General features: G+C 69.9%; 17 protein-coding genes. 12 read left to right on the forward strand and 5 right to left on the reverse strand.

Going from position 1 to position 19,567, the window contains the following annotated elements; all coding sequences use genetic code 11:
• Positions 1–7: 7 nt before the first annotated feature.
• Positions 8–2,002, forward strand: coding sequence for a SpoVR family protein (locus tag ACZ48X_RS06640; protein ID WP_336349896.1), 1,995 nt, complete (start codon positions 8–10; stop codon positions 2,000–2,002).
• 150 nt (positions 2,003–2,152) lie between these two features.
• A complete protein-coding gene (locus tag ACZ48X_RS06645) occupies positions 2,153–2,446 on the forward strand; it encodes a hypothetical protein (RefSeq protein WP_336349895.1) in 294 nt (97 codons plus the stop codon).
• A gap of 23 nt (positions 2,447–2,469) precedes the next feature.
• Here ACZ48X_RS06645 and ACZ48X_RS06650 read toward each other — a convergent pair whose 3' ends face one another.
• Together ACZ48X_RS06650 and ACZ48X_RS06655 are read right to left on the reverse strand one after the other, a co-directional pair.
• Positions 2,470–4,122 (reverse strand): DUF7827 domain-containing protein, encoded by a 1,653-nt coding sequence (locus ACZ48X_RS06650; RefSeq protein ID WP_336349894.1) that lies wholly within the window; start codon positions 4,120–4,122, stop codon positions 2,470–2,472.
• Positions 4,123–4,249: 127 nt separating this feature from the next.
• Positions 4,250–6,229 carry a hypothetical protein gene (locus tag ACZ48X_RS06655; RefSeq protein WP_336349893.1) on the reverse strand — a complete coding sequence of 660 codons (1,980 nt, stop codon included), beginning with the start codon at positions 6,227–6,229 and terminating at the stop codon, positions 4,250–4,252.
• Positions 6,230–6,344: 115 nt separating this feature from the next.
• Here ACZ48X_RS06655 and ACZ48X_RS06660 point away from each other — a divergent pair, with 115 nt between their 5' ends.
• Positions 6,345–6,734: a secondary thiamine-phosphate synthase enzyme YjbQ gene (locus tag ACZ48X_RS06660; protein WP_336349892.1), complete on the forward strand. Its 390-nt coding sequence runs from the start codon at positions 6,345–6,347 to the stop codon at positions 6,732–6,734.
• A 125-nt stretch (positions 6,735–6,859) separates the two neighbouring features.
• Entirely contained in the window at positions 6,860–8,353 is a 1,494-nt protein-coding gene (locus tag ACZ48X_RS06665) for a DASH family cryptochrome (protein WP_336349891.1), read from the forward strand.
• 19 nt (positions 8,354–8,372) lie between these two features.
• Here ACZ48X_RS06665 and ACZ48X_RS06670 read toward each other — a convergent pair whose 3' ends face one another.
• Both ACZ48X_RS06670 and ACZ48X_RS06675 read right to left on the reverse strand, forming a co-directional pair.
• Positions 8,373–9,077 carry a glycerophosphodiester phosphodiesterase gene (locus ACZ48X_RS06670; protein WP_336349890.1) on the reverse strand — a complete coding sequence of 235 codons (705 nt, stop codon included), beginning with the start codon at positions 9,075–9,077 and terminating at the stop codon, positions 8,373–8,375.
• 79 nt (positions 9,078–9,156) lie between these two features.
• Positions 9,157–9,822: an SdpI family protein gene (locus tag ACZ48X_RS06675; protein WP_336349889.1), complete on the reverse strand. Its 666-nt coding sequence runs from the start codon at positions 9,820–9,822 to the stop codon at positions 9,157–9,159.
• 169 nt (positions 9,823–9,991) lie between these two features.
• On the opposite strand from ACZ48X_RS06675, the gene ACZ48X_RS06680 reads away from it, so the two are divergent.
• The 6 genes from ACZ48X_RS06680 (at position 9,992) to sod (ending at position 17,177) form a co-directional block, all read left to right on the forward strand.
• A complete protein-coding gene (locus ACZ48X_RS06680; RefSeq protein WP_336349888.1) occupies positions 9,992–11,053 on the forward strand; it encodes a phosphotransferase family protein in 1,062 nt (353 codons plus the stop codon).
• A 282-nt stretch (positions 11,054–11,335) separates the two neighbouring features.
• Positions 11,336–11,914 carry a hypothetical protein gene (locus ACZ48X_RS06685; RefSeq protein WP_336349887.1) on the forward strand — a complete coding sequence of 193 codons (579 nt, stop codon included), beginning with the start codon at positions 11,336–11,338 and terminating at the stop codon, positions 11,912–11,914.
• Positions 11,915–11,998: 84 nt separating this feature from the next.
• The gene (locus tag ACZ48X_RS06690) at positions 11,999–13,423 is read left to right on the forward strand and encodes a cryptochrome/photolyase family protein (RefSeq protein ID WP_336349886.1); all 1,425 of its coding nucleotides are present in this window, start codon (positions 11,999–12,001) and stop codon (positions 13,421–13,423) included.
• Positions 13,424–13,607: 184 nt separating this feature from the next.
• Entirely contained in the window at positions 13,608–15,299 is a 1,692-nt protein-coding gene (locus ACZ48X_RS06695) for a histidine kinase N-terminal 7TM domain-containing protein (protein WP_336349885.1), read from the forward strand.
• Positions 15,300–15,519: 220 nt separating this feature from the next.
• The gene (locus ACZ48X_RS06700) at positions 15,520–16,407 is read left to right on the forward strand and encodes a UbiA family prenyltransferase (protein ID WP_336349884.1); all 888 of its coding nucleotides are present in this window, start codon (positions 15,520–15,522) and stop codon (positions 16,405–16,407) included.
• 158 nt (positions 16,408–16,565) lie between these two features.
• Positions 16,566–17,177, forward strand: coding sequence for a superoxide dismutase (gene sod, locus ACZ48X_RS06705; RefSeq protein ID WP_336349883.1), 612 nt, complete (start codon positions 16,566–16,568; stop codon positions 17,175–17,177).
• Between the two features lie 87 nt (positions 17,178–17,264).
• On the opposite strand, the gene ACZ48X_RS06710 is transcribed toward sod, so the two are convergent.
• The gene (locus ACZ48X_RS06710; RefSeq protein WP_336349882.1) at positions 17,265–18,317 is read right to left on the reverse strand and encodes a histidine kinase N-terminal 7TM domain-containing protein; all 1,053 of its coding nucleotides are present in this window, start codon (positions 18,315–18,317) and stop codon (positions 17,265–17,267) included.
• 165 nt (positions 18,318–18,482) lie between these two features.
• Between ACZ48X_RS06710 and ACZ48X_RS06715 the strand changes: the two genes are divergently transcribed.
• Together ACZ48X_RS06715 and ACZ48X_RS06720 are read left to right on the forward strand one after the other, a co-directional pair.
• The gene (locus ACZ48X_RS06715; protein WP_336349881.1) at positions 18,483–18,755 is read left to right on the forward strand and encodes a DUF5827 family protein; all 273 of its coding nucleotides are present in this window, start codon (positions 18,483–18,485) and stop codon (positions 18,753–18,755) included.
• Positions 18,752–19,567 (forward strand): ATPase, encoded by an 816-nt coding sequence (locus ACZ48X_RS06720; RefSeq protein WP_336349880.1) that lies wholly within the window; start codon positions 18,752–18,754, stop codon positions 19,565–19,567. Before ACZ48X_RS06715 ends, ACZ48X_RS06720 begins: the two co-directional genes overlap by 4 nt.

Consider the following 19,567-nt stretch of genomic DNA (forward strand, 5'->3'; position numbering starts at 1 on the left):
AGTCAGTATGAGTGAAAAGGACCGGTTCAAGAAGCAGCGGATCGCGGGCGAGCTCGAGGAGCCGGTCGAGGAGGCCCGTAACCTCGCGCTGAAGCTCGGGTTGGCGCCGTACGACGTGAACTACTGGGTGGTCGACTACGACGAGATGAACGAGCTCATCGCGTACGGCGGGTTCCAGCATCGCTATCCCCATTGGCGGTGGGGGATGCAGTACGACCGCCAGCAGAAGCAAGGACAGTACGCGGGCGGGAAGGCGTTCGAGATCGTGAACAACGACGACCCGGCGCACGCGTTCCTCCAGGAGTCGAACACGATCGCGGACCAGAAAGCGGTCATCACGCACGTGGAGGCCCACAGCGACTTCTTCGCGAACAACGAGTGGTTCCAGTTGTTCGGGGAGGGCGCGGACGCGGCGGCGATGCTGGAGCGGCACGCGAACGCGATATCGGCGTACATGAGCGACCCCGAGGTCGAGCGTGCGGCCGTCGAACGCTGGATCGACAACGCGCTCGTGCTCGAGGACAACATCGACCAGCACGAGCCGTACGCGCCCGTGGAGACCGAGGACGGCGACGACGAGGTGGCGGTCGACGACGAGGTGAAGGACAAGCTCGCGGACCTCGACCTCTCCGAGGAGGTGCGTCGACAGGTGTTCGACGAGGAGTTCCTCGCGGACGAAGACGACGAACCGGCGTCGTTCCCGCCGACGCCCGAGAAGGACGTCCTGGGGTTCCTCCGGCGGCACGGGAAGCGCTTCGACGAGGACGCGGGTCGTGCGATGGAGATGACGGAGTGGCAGACGGACGTCCTCGACATGCTGCGCGCGGAGGCGTACTACTTCGCGCCCCAGAAGATGACGAAGGTCATGAACGAGGGCTGGGCGGCGTACTGGGAGTCCCTGATGATGACCGACGAGGGGTTCGCGGGCGCGGACGAGTTCCTGAACTACGCGGACCACATGGCTCGCGTCCTCGGGTCGCCCGGCCTGAATCCGTACAAGCTAGGGATGGAGATGTGGGAGTACGTGGAGAACCGCGCGAACCGCCGCGAGGTCCTCGAACGACTCCTCCGCGTCGACGGGGTGACGTGGCGGAACCTCGACGACGTCGTCGACTTCGACGAGGTCCTGGCGACGCTCGAACCGCCCGAGGCGCTCGCGAGCATCACGCCCGAGTCCCTGGACGCGCTCGACGACGTGCCCGCCGAGTACGTCGACGCGGACGCGCTCGCGGCGGCGAAGGACGGCGACGTCGACGTCGAGGGGTACCCGTGGAAGGTCCTGACGACCGCTGGGTTGGCGCGCCGGCACTTCTCGCTCGTCAAGCGCGGGAATCGGACGTTCCTCGCGAGCGCGACCCAGAGCGAACTGGAGCAGATCGGTCGGTACCTGTTCGACGACGCGCGCTACGCGAGCGTCGAGGACGCGTTGGAAGACGTCGACTACTCGGCTGGCTGGAGTCGGATGCGCGAGATCCGGCAGAGTCACAACGACGTGACGTTCCTCGACGAGTTCCTCACGCAGGAGTTCGTGGATGCGAACGACTACTTCACGTACGAGTTCAGTCACGCGACCGGCCAGAATCGCGTGGCGAGCGTCGACGCGGCGGACGTGAAGAAGAAGCTCCTGTTGCAGTTCACGAACTTCGGGAAGCCGACGATCGCGGTGTACGACGGGAACTTCGACAACCGGAACGAGCTCCTGCTCGGCCACCAGTACAACGGCGTGATGCTGGACGTCAAGCAAGCGAAGCAGGTTCTCGAACGCGTGTTCGAGCTCTGGGGCCGGCCCGTGAACCTCCTCACCATCGTGAAGGAGTTGAGCGACCACGACCGGGAGGTCGCGCGCCGCCGGAACAAGGAGCCCGAGCCCAGCGAGCAGGGGAAGCGCTTCCGGTTCGACGGCGAGGAGTTCGAGGAGTTCGACGTGCCGTGGGAGCAGGTGAGTCACCTCGCGGCGGACGACGTGGACTACGACACGAAGCCAGAGGACTGGCTCGCCTGACCGTTCGTCCACGAACGCGAGGTTTTTCGTTCGTTTCACGCCGTTTTATGTGAGTTCACCGCAGTAAGCTCGTTCTGAACGGTGGTTCGCTTGGCTGTCCGCAAGCGTACGAGATGCCTAACTAACCCGTTAGCATACCACATACAGGATATGTCCACGTCCGAGCTCGAGACCGCTTCCGCGGACACCTGTCCGTGGTGCAACGGAACGAGGGCGGGCGGTCGAACGGTGACCGTCGGGCCGCCGCCGCACCTCGGTGACGCGCACGCCTTCGAGATGCACGTCGACTGCGTGCACGACTGGCAGGAGTTCGTCGCACGCGCCCGCCAGCTGGCGTCCGCTGGCGCTCGCCAGACCCTCCTCACGTACCCGCTCGAGAACGGCATCGGTCGGCTCGTCGAGACCGGACGCGGCGGTACGCACCCGCTGACCGCGGACGGCTGACCGCGGCGGTCGGCGACGTCACCTCAGTTCGACGACCGGTTGCGGCGTTGCGCGGCGAGCACGACGACAGCGAGCGCGACGCCCGCGGCCACCGGCCCGAACCCGGGAAGCGAGCCGTCCTCGTCGCTGCGGTCGCCGAGCGTCGGCCCGCCGTCCGCGTCGGCGTCGCCGACGACGAGCGTCCCGGTCTCGCGCGACCCGTTCACCGAGACGACGTACTGGCGAGACCCCTCGAGCACGCGCGACGTGTCGAACGACAGGTCGACGACCGTCCGGCCGTTCCCCGGGACGACGACCTCGCGCTCGGTGACGTGCCCGCCGATGGTGACCGAGACGGGGACGCTCCCCGTTCGTTCGCCGCGGTTCACGAGCGTCACCGTGAAGTTCGCGGGGCCGTCGGCGGGCACGCTCTCGGGGGCGTCGACGGACTCCAGTTCGACGACCGGTCGGTCCGGTTCGGTCCCGGCGGCGACGACGCGGACGTTCACGTTCATTCCCTCGTCCCCGGCGCGATAGGGGTGAGCGCGCATGATCCGGAAGTCGACGTCGTACTGGGTGTCGATCGCGAGCGCGTCGGACCCGGGCGCGAACCCGACGACGATGCGGCCCTCCTCGACGTCGACGTAGTCCGCGGCGGTGAGTCGAACGCCGCCGTCGCCGTTCTCGGGCGTGATCGAGAGCACGACCTGGTCGGGGCCGACCGACCGGAGGTCGCGGGTCGCGTTCACCGCGCCGAACACGCCCTGGGTGTGGACGACGATGAACAACCACTCGTCGGTCTCCACCTGCCCCGTCGACACCCGCTGGTCGAAGCTCGCTTCGGGCGACTCGGCCGCGGGCGCCTCGAAGACGTCCATCCGGCCGGTGTAGAGCGGTTCCAGGTCGACGACGACGGCACCACGGTCGAGGACGGTGCCGTTCGCGAGCACCGTCAGGTGGTACTCGCCTTCGCGGAGGAACCCGTCGAGGTCGCGCTCGCGGGTCGCGTCGACGACGGCGTCCTCGCCTGGCGTTCGGAGCGCGACCTTCCCGCGGCCGGCGTAGAACGTGTTCCAGTCGAGGACGACCTCGCCGTCGCCGTCGCGGTCGACGACGGTCGCGGTTACGCGGTATCTGCCGCGGTCGCCCGCGATGGTGACGGTGGCGCGGGTCGTCCCGTTCGGGAGCGATATCGGGACGGAGATGACGTCCGCTGGCTGGTCGACGGTCACCTCGGGAACGACACCCGGTTCGTACGCGCCGCCGACGCCGAACGTCGTCGACACCTGCTCGCCGACGTTCACGGCGACGACGACCACGCGGTACGAGCCCGGTGGGAGCGCGCCGAACGACACGGTCTCCTCGTCGGATTCGAGCGACACTCGCTTGGTCGCCTGCCGCGTTCCGTTCGCGTCGTAGACGTACAACGCGTAGAGACTGCGTTCCTGGCCGGTGACGGTGACGGTCACCGGTTCGTCGGGTGCGTACGTGGCGTTCGTCTCGACGGCGACGCCATGGGCCTCGTCCCGCGGCCGGTCGAGCGCGTCTGTCGAATCGAGCGCGTCTGTCGGATGGAGCGTGACAGTGGAATCGAGCGTGGCGGTCGCGTCGCTGGCAGCCGCCACCCCACCCGTCGCCCCTGCGAGAGCCGTAGCGGCAAGTATCGTCGCGGCGAGCACCACCCACGCCCAGCGCATGCGAGGGGCTTTCGTGGCCGCGCGAATGAATCCCACGCTTCCGACATCCGACGCTCGCGGTCGGTTCGAGCGGTGGTCGTCGGCCGCGGCGAGTGCGTGACCTCGCCCGTGCGAGGCGAGTCGCCGTTCAGTCGTCGTCGCTGCGGGCGCGCCTGGCGGCGACGACGAGTGCCGCTGCGAGCGCGGCGACGGCAGCGACCGGGCCGAATCCTGGCGTGGGGCCGTCGGCGGTGCCGCGGTCGGTGCCGGCGAGCGTCGGCCAGGGCTCGGTTCCGGTGGTCGCGGTCGGCGTCGTCGGCGGCCGCGTCGTCTCGGCGGGGACGACGAGGTGCGGGCGACTTTCGGTCTCGCCGGCGAACGACACCGAGACGTTCACGCGCTCGCGGTCGGGGATCGCCTCGGGCGGGACGGACACGTCGACGGTTCGCGTCTCTTCTGCCGGGAGCGTCACGTTCCGGGTGACCGTGTGAGTCCCGACCTCGAAGACGACGGTGGCGTTCCCCCGTGCGTTCCCGCGGTTCCAGACGTACGCGCGGAGCTCGTTCGCCGCACCCGCGCGGAGCTGGTCCTCGCCACCGTCGTTCGCGCGGAACCCGCGGAGTTCGAACAGCGGGCGGGTGGCGACGGTGACCGCCCGCTCGGCGATGACGCTGTCGCCGTCGCTGACGACGACCGACGCGTTCGTTCCGTTCGCCACGTCGGACAGGTCGAGTCTCGCCCGGAACGGGTCGTCGTCGACGACGACGTCGTCGCGAGCGATGGTCCCGTTCGCGGTGCGGACGGAGACGTTCAGGGTCGTCCCCGCCGGGAGCGCGGATTCCCCGCCGACGGTCACGCGCTCGGGCGCCAGTAGCGTGCCGTCTTGCAGTGCGAGCTGGACCGCCGGAACGGCGTTCACGCTCGCCGCCGCGGTCGCGTTCCACGTCTCTCCGAGCGCGACGTACTCGAAGCGGGTCCGGTCCCTGTCGGCGTCCGCGCGGTACGCGTACCAGAGCGACCCGGTGTCGGCGTCGAACCGCCGGGTCGCGTTCGCGAGGTCCACGGTCACCGATTCGTCCTCGGGGAGCGGGTACTGGGTCCGGACGCGGACGGTCGCGTTCTCGTGGGTCGCGGGCGCGACGAGCGACGCGTCCGCGGGGAGCGACGAGATGGTCCCGTCGACGTCGACCCGGAGGACGACCCAGTCGCCGTCGACGACGTCGACCGCGTACTCGTCGCGGCGCGGGTCGGCGTCGCGAGCGGCCGCGAGCGACCCGGTCGCGGTCCGGTTCCCGTCCACGACGGAGACGTCGACCGTCGGTTTCGCGAACGTCACCGTGACGCGACCGGACCTGCCGTCGCCGTCGGGCGTCGTCGACAACAGGCGGTAGTCGCCGTACGCCCCGGCGTCGGCGTCGACGCGCGTGGCGTCGAGCGCGGTCCCAGTGCCGGCCGCGAGCGCCTCGCTCCGCGCGCCGTCGACGTCCCACGCGAGCGACACCGAGCCGTCGTCGTCGGCGTCGCGGACGGTCGCCGACCAGACGCTCTCGACGTCGCCGTCGCCACCGGCGTCGCCCGTCGGAGCGAGCGCGAGCGTCGTGCGGTCAACGCAGGGATGGAGGCGGGCGTCGACGCGAAGCGTCTCGTTGCGCGTCACGCGCTCGCGGAACGCCTCCCGGGGGTCGTCCGCGAGTGCGACGAGCGGCGTCGACCGCTCGACCTCGACCTGTTTGGCGACGAGAACGTCGCCGTCGGTCGTCGAGACGCGGACGACGTACGACCGCGCGGGCCGGCACGCACCGAAGTCCACCGCGACGGACTCGCCCGGTTCGACCGTGAGCGTCCGGTTCGCGACCGTCTCGACGCCGAGCGATTCGAGGCGGACGACGAGACGTCGTGGTTCCTCGGCCGCTTCGGGGAGCGAGACGGTCGCGGTCAGGTTCGCCGAGCGGTTCCGCGAGTCGGGGACCGAAAGCGTCGGGTCCGCGGGTGCGGCGGCGCCCGCCTCGTGACTCGTGGCCGCCGGGCCGGCGCCGGCGCTCGTGGCGACGCCGACGCTGGCGGTGGTGGCGACGAGGGCGGCGGCGAGCAGGAGGACGCCAGCACGCCCGCTGACGGGAGAGGGCATCACGCAACCGTCCGTGGACCGGCTGTAAGTGTCTTGTCCCGCGAGCGCGAGCGGCGCGTTCGGCGGGTTCCGGCGACCGAACGCTTAACCGGTGACCGCGCCAAGACCGTCCGTCATGGAGACGTTCGCCCTGGAGACCGACGAGCGCCTGACGACGGTGGACATCACGGACGACGTCCGGGACGCCGTCCCCGCGGACGCGTCGGGGGTGGCGACGGTGTTCGTCGGCCATACGACCGCCGGCGTCTGCCTCCAGGAGGACGAGCACCGGCTCAGGCGGGACATCGTCGACTTCCTCGGGGAGGTCGTCGCGGACGAGGGGTGGACGCACGACCGCCTGGACGGGAACGCGGACTCGCACCTCCGCGCGACCCTCCTCGGTGCGAGCGAGACCATCCCCGTCGTGGACGGCGAGCTGGAGACGGGGACGTGGCAGTCGGTGCTGTTCGTCGAGTGCGACGGCCCGCGCAAGCGCGAGTTCCGCGTCCAGTTCGTCGGCGAGTGACCGGTAGCGCCGGGGTCGCGAGCGCCGGCCCCCTCGCCGGCGTGCGCCGGGACGCTCGCTGCAGGCGTCGGGATGGGTAACTGGTTCGGTTCCCTCCATTACTCCTCGCGGCCGTTACCCTGGGTATGAGCGACATCGAGACGGCCCTCTGGTGGGCGCGACGGGACCTGCGCGTCCACGACAACTACGCACTGACCCACGCCGCTCGCGCCGGCGAGTGCCTGCCCGTCTACGTCTTCGACCCCGAGACGTACGGCGAACGCGAGTACGGCGGCCCCGCGTCGTTCGCGTTCGAGAAGACGGGCGCGCGCAGAGCGCGGTTCGTCGCCGAGAGCGTCGCGGACCTCCGGGAGTCCCTGCGGGACGCGGGCAGCGACCTCGCGCTCGCGCACGAGGACCCCGCTCGCGCCATCTCGCGAATCGCGGACGCGGTCGACGCGGACGTCGTGTACTGCGAGCGCTACCCGACGCCAGAGGAGCACGCGGTCCGCGAACGCGTCCGCGAGGCGCTCCCCGAGGGGACGCGCCTCGAACCGCGGTGGGGGTCGACGCTCTACCACCCCGAGGACCTCCCGATGCCCGTCGAGGACGTCCCGGACACGTTCACGCCGTTCCGGCAGGACGTCGAGCACGCGCCCGACTGCGAGCCCCGCGACCCGCTCGGCGAACCCGGCCTTCCCGGCGTCCCGAGCGCGCTCGCGGACGGCGACCTCGACGCCGGCACGCTCCCCGACCCGAGCGACCTCGGTGTCGCGGACGCGAGCGACTGGGACGCCGTCGCGCCGACGGACGAACGCGCCGTCCTCCCCTTCGACGGCGGGGAATCCCGCGGCCTCGAACGCGTCCGCGAGTACGTCTGGCAGCGCGACCGCCTCCGCCAGTACAAGGACACCCGGAACGGCCTGCTCGGCGCGGACTACTCCTCGAAGTTCTCCCCGTGGCTCAACCTCGGCTGTCTCAGCCCGCGGTACGTCCACCGCGAGGTTCAGGCCTACGAGCGCGAGCGCGTGTCGAACGACTCGACGTACTGGCTCGGGTTCGAACTCCTCTGGCGGGACTTCTTCCAGTTCCAGTTCGCGAAACACGGCAGCCAGCACTTCCGGCGCGAGGGCATCCGCGAACGCGAGAACATCCAGTGGACGGGCAACGACCGCCTGCTCGACGCCTGGAAGCGCGGCGAGACCGGCATCCCGTTCGTGGACGCGAACATGCGCGAACTGAACGCCACGGGATTCATGAGCAATCGCGGCCGCCAGAACGTCGCCTCGTTCCTCGCGAACAACTGCCGGGTGGACTGGCGGAAGGGCGCGGCGTACTTCGAGACCAGGCTCGTCGACTACGACCCGGCCGCGAACTACGGGAACTGGGCGTACCAGAGCCAGGTCGGGAACGACGGCCGCGACTCGTACTGCAACGTCGTGAAGCAGGCGAAGCAATACGACGCGGACGCGGACTACGTCAAACGCTGGTGTCCGGCACTCCGCGACCTCCCGCCGGAGTACGCCCACGAGCCGTGGAAGCTGACGCCCGACGAACAGGAAGCCCACGGCGTCGTCCTCGGCGAGGACTACCCCGAGCCCGTCATCAACCTCGACGCGTCCTACGGGAAACTGCGGTGACGCGGTTCCCCGCCAAACGCTACGGCAGACCGCGGTACTCGGCGAGCGCGACGTCGCTGATGAGCCCGTCGACGCCGCGGTTCGCGACGACGCGCGCGACCCACGGGCTGTCGAGCGTCCACGCGTAGACGTCGAGGCCGGCGGCGTGTGCGCGCTCGACGAGGTCACCGGCGAGTACGAGGTCGTACGCGGGATGAACGGCGGTGCAGTCGAGGTCGCGAGCGACGGTGACGGGGTCCTCGCGGCGCGTCCCCGAGAGGTACGCGGTGTCGATCGGTCCCCCGGCCCCAGTGGCGCTCGCCTCTGCGACCCGCGAGAGCGCGTCGGCGTCGAACGACGACGCCCAGACCGCGGTCGTCGGCAACGCGGCGTCGTGGACGACGTCGACGACGGCGTCCGCCACCGCTGGCTCCTTCACTTCGACGTTCACGGCGAGTCCACGGTCGCTCGCGCGGTCGAGGACGGCTGCGAGCGTCGGGACGCCCTCGCCCGACGCCAGGACGTCCAGTGCGGCGAGTTCGTCGGGGTCGAAGTCCGCGACTGCGCCCGTGGCGTCGGTGACGCGGTCGACGCTCGCGTCGTGAACGACGACGGGCGTGCCATCCGAGGCGGCGCGGACGTCCACCTCGACGGCGTTCGCGCCGGCGTCGGCGGCGTGCCGGACCGCGGCGAGCGTGTTCTCGGGGGCTTCGCGAGCGAACCCGCGGTGAGCGACGAGTTGCACGGGTCGACGGTCGACCGGCCGGGAAGAAGTACGTTGCGCGTCTGGCGTCGTCGCCAGCGAGCGGCTTCCGCGACCGAACTCAGGGCGTCGTCGACTCGCCGTCGGGGTGCCGGCGGCGGTAGAGGACGTAGGAGTGCGCGTACGTGAAGACGACGACGGCGAGGATGGTACCGACGACGAACCAGACCCCGTACGCGGGCAGGGCGAGAGTCCCGGCGACCGTGACGACGCCGGCGAGGACGAGCGCTATCGAGCCGACGGCGTGCGTGCGCTCCCAGACGACGTCGTCCGAGAGCGTCCACGGCGTCCGGAACCCGACGATCCAGTTCCGGTCGACGCGACGCATCGCCGCGCCGAGCGCGACGTACAGGACGCCGACGGCGACGAACGCGGCGTCCGTGATGGGGACGTCGTACCCGAGGTTGTACGCGAGGACGAGCGCGTGGACGACGACGAGGAACGCGAGCGTGGCGAGGACGAGCGCGTCGTAGACGCCCTCGGACTCGCGGAGGTTCTCCCGGAGCGGGTCGACGCGCACGACGCCCTCGAAGAGCCCGAGGAGCGCGAGCATCAGCGCGGGGACGAACGCAGCGGCGAACAGCGGCGAGGTGTAGCTGTCGGGCGTTCCACCGGGCCCGAAGTGGATGGCGGTCCGCTCGGGGAGGTCGGGGAGGGCGAACGCGCTCGCCGCGGCCGCGACCCCAACGAGCACGATACCGGCAGCGAGACGGCGTTTCGTTCCCATACCTGCAAGTACGACGCACCAGGGTGTAAATCGTTCGTCAGGATTGCAGGGCGTGGAACGCGCAAACGTCGACGGACGCTCGGGCGCGTGCGCTGGCGACGGGAGCTGCGACCGACCGGTGCCTGCCGCTTGCCGAGGGTTTAGGACGCGCCGTCCCGACGCCTCGGGCATGACGGATTCGTACGCGGACCGGCTCGTGGACGAGGACGCGCTCCGCGCGTACCTCGACGACGAACTCGGCGCGGTCGACGCGTTCTCGGTCGCGCGGCATCGGGCGGGGCACTCGAACGAGACGCTGTTCGTCACGCATGGCGACGACGAGTACGTGCTGCGGCGGCCGCCCGCTGGCGAGACCGCGGACAAGGCTCACGACGTGCTGCGCGAGTACCGCGTGATGGACGCACTGCAGGACACGCCGGTGCCGCTCCCGGAGACCGTGCTCGCGTGCGAGGACGAGTCGGTCGTGGGCGCGGAGTTCTTCCTGATGCGGAAGCTCGACGGCGACGTCATCCGCGACGACGAACCGGAGCGGTTCGCGACGAGCGCGCACCGCGAGCGTCTCGGCGAGGAGCTCGTGGATTCGCTGTCGGCGATCCACGACGTCGACCCCGCGTCGGTCGGCCTCGGCGAGTTCGGGCACCCGGAGGGGTTCGCCGAGCGGCAGGTCGAGCGGTGGAGCCAGCAGCTCATGTGGGCGTTCGACACCACCGCCGAGGAGCGCGAGGTCGAGGCGCTCTACGACGTGATGGCGTGGCTCCAGGAGCACGCGCCCGAAGAGCACCCCCATAGCCTCGTGCACGGCGACTACAAGCTCGACAACGTGATGTTCGCGCCCGGGACGCCCCCCGAACTGGTGGGGGTGTTCGACTGGGAGATGGCGACGCTCGGCGACCCGCGCACGGACCTCGGGTGGCTGCTGTCGTTCTGGCGCGACCCCGGCGACGAGGAGACGGTCGCCGACGAGTTCTTCCCCGCGTTCCTCGCGCACGAGGAGTATCCGACCCGGGGCGACCTCGTCGCGCGCTGGGAGGACGCGACCGGCTACGAGTACGAGCACGACCGGTTCTACCGCGCGCTCGCGGTCTACAAGCTCGCGGGCCTGGGCGAGATGTTCTTCGCGCGCCACCTCAGCGGCGACGCCGACGACCCCCTCTACCCGAAGATGCGCGAGACCGTGCCGGCGCTCGCCGAGCGCGCCCAACGCATCATCGACGGCGACGCCCCGCTCTGATCGCATCGTCGACGACGCCCCGCTCTGAACGCGACCGCGACCTCGCTCGCGACCGGCGGTCTCGTGGTGCATCCATCGAGAGCCTGTACCGCTAGACAACGCTACTTTCGTTGTACGACGTTTCTGACGTCGCCGTCGAGAACGGAGCCGGGACTCGCCGCCGAGCACGGCTTCCAATCTCCCACAAGGGGCTTTGTATTACCAACCGCTATACGATGAATTCGTGATATTCAACGCGCACAACTAAGTGATAGTGCGGCATGATTAAACCAGAGGGGGAAGATGGACGGAATCACACTCAACACAGGTATCGACCCGTTCCTCGAACTGGCGGGGTACTGGGACGCGTTCTGGGCGCTCCCGGCGGCGGCGCGAGCGGCGACGGTCGTCGCGGGCACCGTCGTCCTCGCGGTCACGCTCGTCGGGCTGTTCCCGGAGTACGGCGAACGCGGCGCACGGAAAGCACGTAGGCACTCGATCACGACGACGTTCCTCGGAACCGTCGTCTTCGGGCTCTTCGGCGGGTCGGTCGGCGCGCTCTGGTACGGCGCGACCCGGAGCGACGTCGCGTCGATGCTCGCCGCACCCATCCTTTTCGTGCTCGCGAGCATCGCGGTCGTCTGGACGGGCATCGGACTGGTCGCGCTCGGCGAGTTCGTCGCCGCGCGGCTCGGGCACGACGACGCCGTCTGGGGGGTCGCCACCGTCGTCGTCATCGTCGGCATCGGCGCGGTCTACCCGCCCGTCGGCGCGGTCGTCCTCGTCCTCGCGGCACTCCTCGGGTTCGGCGCCGGCATCCGCACGAACCCCTTCGCCGCCCCGGAGACGGAGCGCGTCGTCCCGCCACACCGCCGGAGCTGAGCGACCACGCGACCACGGCGGCGACCCGCGAGTCCCTAACCTGTTGGCACCACGCTCAGTACCCCACGGCCCCGAGGGCGACGTATGCAACTGCACTGGCACCGCGACGACCTGCGGTGCAGCGACAACGTCTCGCTGTCGGCGGCGGCGACGAGCGCCACTGACCGCGGCGCCGTCGTCCCCGTGTTCGTCTTCGACGACGACGTCCTCGCGCACGCCTCGTCGAACCGCGTCGCGTTCATGCTGGACGCCCTCGAGTCGCTCCGAGCGGACTACCGCGAACGCGGCAGCGACCTCCTCGTGCGTCGCGGCGACCCACGAGAGGTCCTCGTCGACGTCGCGACCGACGTCGGCGCCGAGCGCGTCGTCTGGAACCGCGCGCACTCCGGACTCGGCCGCGAGCGCGACGCCGACGTCCGCGACGCCCTCGCCGACGCCGACCTCGAACGAGCCGACTTCGAGGACGCCATCTGTCACGAGCCCGGGAGCATCACGACGAACGGCGGCGACCCCTACCAGGTGTACACGTACTTCTGGAAGAAGTGGCGCGACCGCGAGAAAGCGGCGCCCTACGACGCCCCGGACGCGGACGCGCTCTGGACGCCCGCGGACGTCGACGTCGACCCCGGCGACCTCCCCACCCAGGGCGACCTCGGGTTCGAGGACGCGACCGCCGACCTCCCCACCGCCGGGACCGACGCGGCGCGCGACCGCCTGCTCTCCTTCCTCGACGCGGACGTCTACGCGTACGCCGACCGCCGCGACTACCCCGCCGACGACTGCACGAGCCACCTCTCCGCCGACCTCAAGTGGGGGACCATCGGCGTCCGCGAGGTCGACGAGGAGGTCCGCGCCGCACGCGACCTCGCCGACGACGAGAGCGCGCGCGAGAGCGTCTCCGAGTTCCGCAGCCAGCTCGCGTGGCGCGAGTTCTACACGCACGTCCTCCACTACAACCCGCGCGTGGTGTCGTCGAACTACAAGACCTACGAGCACGAGATCGCGTGGCGCGACGACCCCGACGAGCTCGCGGCGTGGAAGCGCGGCGAGACCGGGTACCCGATCGTCGACGCCGGGATGCGCCAGCTCCGCGAGGAGGGGTACGTCCACAATCGCGTCCGGATGATCGTCGCCTCGTTCCTCACGAAGGACCTCCAGATAGACTGGCGCGAAGGATACGCCCATTATCGCGAGCACCTCGTCGACCACGACACCGCGAACGACAACGGCGGCTGGCAGTGGGCGGCGAGCACGGGCACGGACGCCCAGCCGTACTTCCGTATCTTCAACCCGATGACCCAGGGCGCGGACTACGACCCCGACGCCGAGTACATCCACGAGTACGTCCCCGAGCTCCGTGACGCCGACCCCGACCAGATACACTCCTGGCACGAACTGTCGCTCTCCGAGCGGAACCGCGTCGCACCCGACTATCCCGCGCCCATCGTCGACCACGGCGACCGCCGCGAAGCGGCGCTCGCGATGTACAAGTCCGCACGCGGCGAGTGACCGCCGCGTCCCGCTCGCCCAACCCCCTGCGTCGATACCGCCGCGTTACCCGACTGCGAGTCGATACTCCCGCCAGCAGTTCGGAAGCGGCCACGCCGATGCATGTTGGCGGGTAGATATTTACGCGGGCGCCGAGTGATGTCACTAACATGCAGGGTGGGATGGAAACCGGGGTGGCGCGGTGATGCTGCAGGTACCGCCCGTGACGTGGTTGGTCGCACTCGCGGCGACGCTCGCCGTCGCGATCGCGATCGCGGTCCGGTCGTATCGGTCGCGCGACCGTCCCGGCGCGATGGCGTTCACCGCGGAGATGGTATGTATCACGATATGGTGTGGGGCGTACGCGCTCCAGTTGTTCGCGACCACGGACGCGACGTACCTCACCTTCCTCCGCATCGAGTACCTCGGCACGGTCTTCGTGCCCGTCGCGTGGCTCGTGTTCGTCCTCGAGTACACCGGGCGAGACAACCTCGTGACGCGGCAGTCCGTCGCCGGCCTGCTCGTCGTCCCGGTAGCGACGCTCGTCGCGGTGTGGACGAATCCGATGCATCACCTCATGTGGGCTGAGCGGTCGCTCGCAACCGCCGGCGGCCTCGGCGCCTCGACGCTCAACGCGGGGTTCTGGGTGTTCTTCGCGCACCAGTACTTCCTGCTCGCGGGAGCGCTGTGGTTCCTCACGGAGGTCGTCATCGACCCGGAATCACCGCATCGGACGCAAGCGGGTGCGCTCGTCGTGGCGACGCTCATCCCGGTCGCGGTCCAGGTCGTGCACCTGCTGGGGTTCGCGTGGGCGCCGACGGTGAACCTCACGCCGTTCTCGTTCGTGCTGTCCGGCGTCGTCGCTCTCGCCGTCCTCGAACGGTTCTCGTTCCTGGAGTCCGGGCCGGTGACGACGCGTATCGCGGACGACCGCGTGGTCGCGGAACTCGACGACGGCGTCCTCACGGTGGACGTCACGGGGACCGTCCTCGAGGCGAACGGGACTGCGGCGGGACTGCTCGGCGAGGACGCCGAGGCGCTCCAGGGTCAGTCGGTGGAGTCGGTGCTGCCGACGGCGTCGACGGTGGACGAGCTCGCGGCGTTCGGCGCGGAGACGGCGACGCTGTCCGTCGACGGCGAGGACCGGCACGTGAAGGTGTCCGCGTCGACGGTGACGACGTCCCGCGGGAAGCACTCGGGGTGGGTGGTGACGCTCCACGACGCGACGCCGGAGTTACGTCGACAGCGCCGGACGGAGGTCCTGAATCGCGTGCTCCGTGAGACGCTCCGGGACGAGATGAGCGTCGTGTCGACGCGCGCGACGCGGGCGGCGTCCGAAAAGGAGGCCGTGGCGACCGCGGAGATCCGCGAGCACGCGCAGAACGCGCTCGCGGTCGGGGACGTCGCCGAGGAGTTCGAGGCGCTCCTGGAGGCCGGAGAGTCCTTCGAGCCGGTGGACGTGGTTCCGGTCGTGCAGGCGGAGGCGGACGCCGTCCGGGAGTCGTCGCCCGAACTGGACGTGACCGTCGACGCGCCGCTGGGCGAGTGGGCGTACTGCGAGGGGCTGTTCGAGCCGACGGTCCGCGCGCTCTTCCGGTTCGGGGCGACGCACGCGGCGGAGAGCGACGACGCCGCCGGTATCGTCGTCGACATCGAGGTCGTGGACGAGACCGCGGTGAGTGTGACGCTTTCCATCCCCGGTGCGCCCCCGTCCGCGACGCACCGTCGGTTGCTGACGGAGGGCGTCGACGCGGACGCCACCGTGGACGTGGGTTCGTCCGACGAGCTGGCGTGCTGGCTCGTTCACTGGGGCGTCGAACGGCTCTGCGGCGAGACGACCGTGACCGAGGACGGCGTCTCGCTGCGGTTCCCGCGTCACGGCGACCCGGACGCCTGACGGCGTCTCACCGCACTTTCTGTCTCCTGTCGACCGGGGCGTCTGACCGACCGGGTCGCGTTCCGAACCGCGTCCAGACGAGCGTTCGTAGCAGTGACTCAACAGGAACTGGCAGTATTTTCGATATCGGGGAGTGAGTTCAGTTTTCGGTTCGTGGTAACCAGATGGAAACATCTTAACTCAAGAAATTGTTAAGTAGCTGGTGGTGATTTGTTTTGGTATGTCAACCGATGGTGAACGCGTCCAGCACCGCCACCCCAGCCTCGACCTCCCCACCCCGAGCGGCGTCGCCAGTGCGCTCGTGCACACGTCCACCGTCGACGCCGCGGTCGCCGCTGCGAAGGTCCTCACCGTCGTCCTCCTCTTGGACCTCGCACTGTCGCCAGCCGTCGCCGTCGGGGGCCTGATGGCGTTCGCGATATACGCGTCGAACAAGCTCGTGGACGCCGAGGACGAGACGAACGCCCCGGAACGCGCACGGTTCGTCGGCCGCTACCGCCGCGAGCTCGCCGTCGCAACCGGCGTCGCGACCGTCCTCGCGCTCGCGCTCGCCGCGACCGCCGGCCCGCTCGCGCTCGCGCTCACGCTCCTCCCCGCCGTCGCCGCCGTCGCCTACAGCGTCCGGCTCCCCGTCGTCGACCGCCGTCTCAAGGACGTCCTCGGCGCGAGCACGCTCCTCGTCGCCGTCAGCTGGGCGCTCCCGACCGTCGCACTCCCCATCGTCTGGGTCGACGGCGCGTTCACCGCCACCGCCGGCGTCGCGTTCGCGTTCTACCTCGTCCAGACCGCGGTCGCGTTCGAGGTCCGGAACGTCCGCGACGTCACCGGCGACCGCGCCGAAGGCGTCCGGACGCTCCCCGTCGTCTTCGGGACCGCACGCACGCGCCGGTTCCTGTACGCCGTCGACGCGACCGCGCTCGCCGCCTACGCCACCGCCACCGCGACCGGCGTCCTCCCCGTCGCCGTCGGCGTCGTCTTCGGCGTCGCGACCGTCGCCTCCGTCGGCGTCACGAGGTGCGTCGACACCGGCCGGGACGACGCCCGGGTCTGCCTGCTGCGCGACGCGAACTACGGACTCGTCCTCCTCGTCGTCGCACTCGCCGCGTGACCCCACGCCGACCGCAGTCGGCCCGGGCTCGCGGTGAGTTCCCCACGAGTCGGTGGTACCCCATCGCGATGGCACGCCGTTGTGCGCCACGTGCTAGCATACCTCTGCTAAACGGTTAAGTAGCTCACGCGAGATATATTCGCACGAGGTGAGACTTCATGTCTGAACATTCAAACCCCGAACTGCCGCCCCTTCCGTACGACTACGACGCGCTCGAACCGTCCATCAGCGAACAGGTCCTCACGTGGCATCACGACACCCACCATCAGGGCTACGTGAACGGTCTCCAGGCCGCCGAAGAGACACTCGCCGAGAACCGCGAATCCGGCGACTTCTCCTCGTCCGCGGGCGCCATCGGTAACGTCACGCACAACGGGTCCGGACACTACCTCCACACGCTGTTCTGGGAGAACATGGACCCCAACGGTGGCGGCGAACCCGAGGGCGACCTCCGCGCACGCATCGAGGAGGACTTCGGCTCCTACGAGGGCTGGAAGGGCGAGTTCGAGGCCGCAGCCGGCGCCGCCGGCGGCTGGGCGCTCCTCGTCTACGACCCCGTCGCGAAGCAGCTTCGCAACGTCAAGGTCGACAAGCACGACCAGGGCGCGCTCTGGGGCAGCCACCCCATCCTCGCCTGCGACGTCTGGGAGCACTCGTACTACTACGACTACGGCCCGGACCGCGGCAGCTTCATCGACGGCTTCTTCGACGTCATCGACTGGGACAACGTCGCCAAGCAGTACCAGAACACGGTCAGCAAGCACGAGTAAGTCGCGTCCCAACTCGACGAGTCGAACACATCACCGCATTTTCTTCGCGACGCCCACGACCGACCAGCGGTCGCGCCTAGCACTCGGTCACTCCGTCGTCTCGAACCCGTACACCCAGCCCGTTCGCGGGGTGCCGTCGGGCTCGACGGTCTCGACGGTCACCTCGTAGGTCTCGCCGGAGATCGGGTCCGAGACGGTCTCGTCAGCGACCGAGTGCGGGTCGTCCCGGTGCGCGTCGAGCAGGACCGACTGTCCGGCGAACGCCTCCTCGACGGGGGCGCCGACCGCGGTGTCCGCGTCCACGCCGAGGACCTTCGCGGCTTCGACGTTCAGGTCCGCGACCGACGTGTCGTCGACGACGACCGCGCCGCCGTCCCGTTCGTCGATGCCGGCGGCGCCGGTGAGCGCGTCGGTCTCGACGAGCGAGTAGCGGTAGAGGCCGACGGCGATGGCGACGCCGGACACCCCGAACGCGATCGGCGTCAGGTCAGGGAACCCGTTCGGGAGGACGAACAGCGACAGCGCGTTCGCGGCCAGCGGCGCGAACACCGCGACGGCCATCGACACCGCCTGGCCGCGAGGCACCGCGGACGACCGCAGCGGCCGCGACAGGACGAGGACCGCGCCCGCCAGGAGGATGGCGTACGAGTAGAACGTGTGAGCGACGAACGCCTGCCCGCTGTCACCGAAGCAGATGACGGCGTCGCACGTCACCTGCGCGCCGTCGGAGACGTACGTCGCGCCCTTCCGGACGACGCCGCCCGCGGTCCAGAGGTCGTGACTGCGGTTCGTCCACACGAGCGCGATGGCGGCGAGCGGTTCGAGCGACAGCAGTCCGACGCTGTACCGGTTCACGAACTCCTCGCGGTCGACGTACGCGAGCGCGAACAGGAGGAACGCCGCCGGAACCACCGTGATACCGAAGTACTGGATGCGGTTCGCGTACAGTCCCACGCGGAACGAGGGCGCGACCTCGACGGCGAGCGCGGAGAGCATCCACACGAGCGTGCCGACGAGGAGCGCAGCGAGCGGCCGGGACCCGCGTCGATGCAGGTTGTTCAGGACCTTGTTCAATGCTGCGAGGATGAACGGCGTCGACCCGATGAGGAGTATCAGGTACGTTTCTGTGACCGAGACCATCGTTAGATGCGAAATCCGAGTCACGGAACAAAAGCGATTCGGCCCGTGCTCGACGCGTCCCGCCCGAGCGCCGTCGAGACCTTTCGTATCCAAGGTCGCGGCGGAGGCGTGCGTGTGCCGTCGGAGACCAGTTGGTTTACGACGCCCGTCACCCAATCGAGGGGTATGCCCGTTCCGAAGGACGACTTCGACGAACTTCTGCCGTGTGACTTCCCGACGCCCGAGAAGTTGCTCGAACCCGACCAGATGTACACGCTCTACGAGATCGCGCGCCTCATGCAGGGGCTCGACGCGGACGCCGCGCTCGAGGAATCCACCGAGGCGGTGCTCCTCGACTGGGCGATCCCGTGGATCGTGTACAACGGCGACGACCTCGTCATCGCGGAACCCCAGAGCGACGACGAACCCGGGTACTACGGCGTCAAGAACGCGGAATGAGGCTGCTCGTCGCCGGCGGCGACCGCGTCGACGCGGGGAAGACGACGTTCTCCACGGGACTGTGCGAGCACGTCGACGCGACCGGGTTCAAGCCGCGGGCGGGGAACGACTACTGGTTCGACCACGACGACTACCAGCGTGCCACCAGCGACGGCCGCATGTTCGGGAAGGACGCGAGACGCCTCGCCGCGGCGAGCGCCGACGCGGTCACGCCCGAAGCCATCAACCCACTGCATCGGCTCTGGCGGCCGAGCGCCGGCGGGGGAAGCGGCCTCCTGGGCGCGAGCCACCGCGAGTTCGTGCTGGACCGCGTGACCGTCGACGGCACCGACGAGTACGTCGTGCACGCCGACGCGGACCTCCCCGCGTCCGCCGCGTCCAGCCTGCCGCTCGCGGACGCGGTTCGCGTGGACTCCGTGTCGGCGTTCAACGACGTCATGCGCGACCTGCACGCGAGAGCACTGGAGGCGGTCGCCCAGGCCGTCCGCGCTCGGGACCGCGCGGTCGTCGAATCCTACGGCGACGTCGCGGTCCCGCTCTCGGACGTCGGGTTCGACGCCGTCGGCGTCGTCGACCCGGGGCGCGCTCGCGTCTACGACGGCGACCGCTACCTGAAAGCGCGGTCGGTCGTCGGCGGCAGCGCCCGCCAGGGTCGCCTCGAGGAGACCGCGAGCGACGTCCTCGAGCACTGCGAGCCCGAAGCGACCGTCGCGTTGCCCGCGCTCGCGAGCGACGCCCGACGCGACCCCGCTGCGGTCGCCGACGCCTACGAGGTCGCGTACGACGCGCTCGTCTCCACCGCGCTCTCGTAG

It is taken from the genome of Halorubellus litoreus, from assembly GCF_055378595.1.